At 38.5% G+C, this 387-nt stretch carries 1 protein-coding gene; it reads left to right on the top strand.

From position 1 onward, the window contains the following. Positions 1-387: enolase C-terminal domain-like protein (locus tag NQ163_RS20665; protein WP_326493343.1), on the top strand; the 387-nt coding region annotated here is incomplete at both ends.

The raw sequence follows: 387 nt of genomic DNA, 5'->3' as shown, positions 1-387 counted from the left end.
GATGTAAATCAGGGTTGGAAAGACAAGCATGAAGCATTGGATAAGATTCATTGGTTGAAAGAACAAGGAGTTGTTTTTGTTGAACAACCAATGGATAAGTATGATTTGGATACCATGGCCTGGCTAACACAGCATAGTCCGCTTCCAACAATTGCCGATGAAGGAGTTCAACGTTTGGTTGATGTTCCAAAATTAAAAGGAGCTTATTCAGGAATTAATATCAAATTAATGAAATGTACCGGAATGAGAGAAGCTCATAAAATGATGAATTTGGCCAAAGCTCTAGATATGAAAGTAATGATAGGCTGTATGACAGAAACTTCTTGTGGAGTAAGTGCTGCAGCTCAACTTTCACCAATGGTCGATTGGGCCGATTTGGATGGAAAT

Origin of the sequence: Marinifilum sp. D737, assembly GCF_026672275.1 — a bacterium.
GTDB lineage: Bacteria > Bacteroidota > Bacteroidia > Bacteroidales > Marinifilaceae > Marinifilum.
Note: the sequence above shows the minus strand (reverse complement) of the source record. Positions and strands in the feature narration are given on the sequence as shown.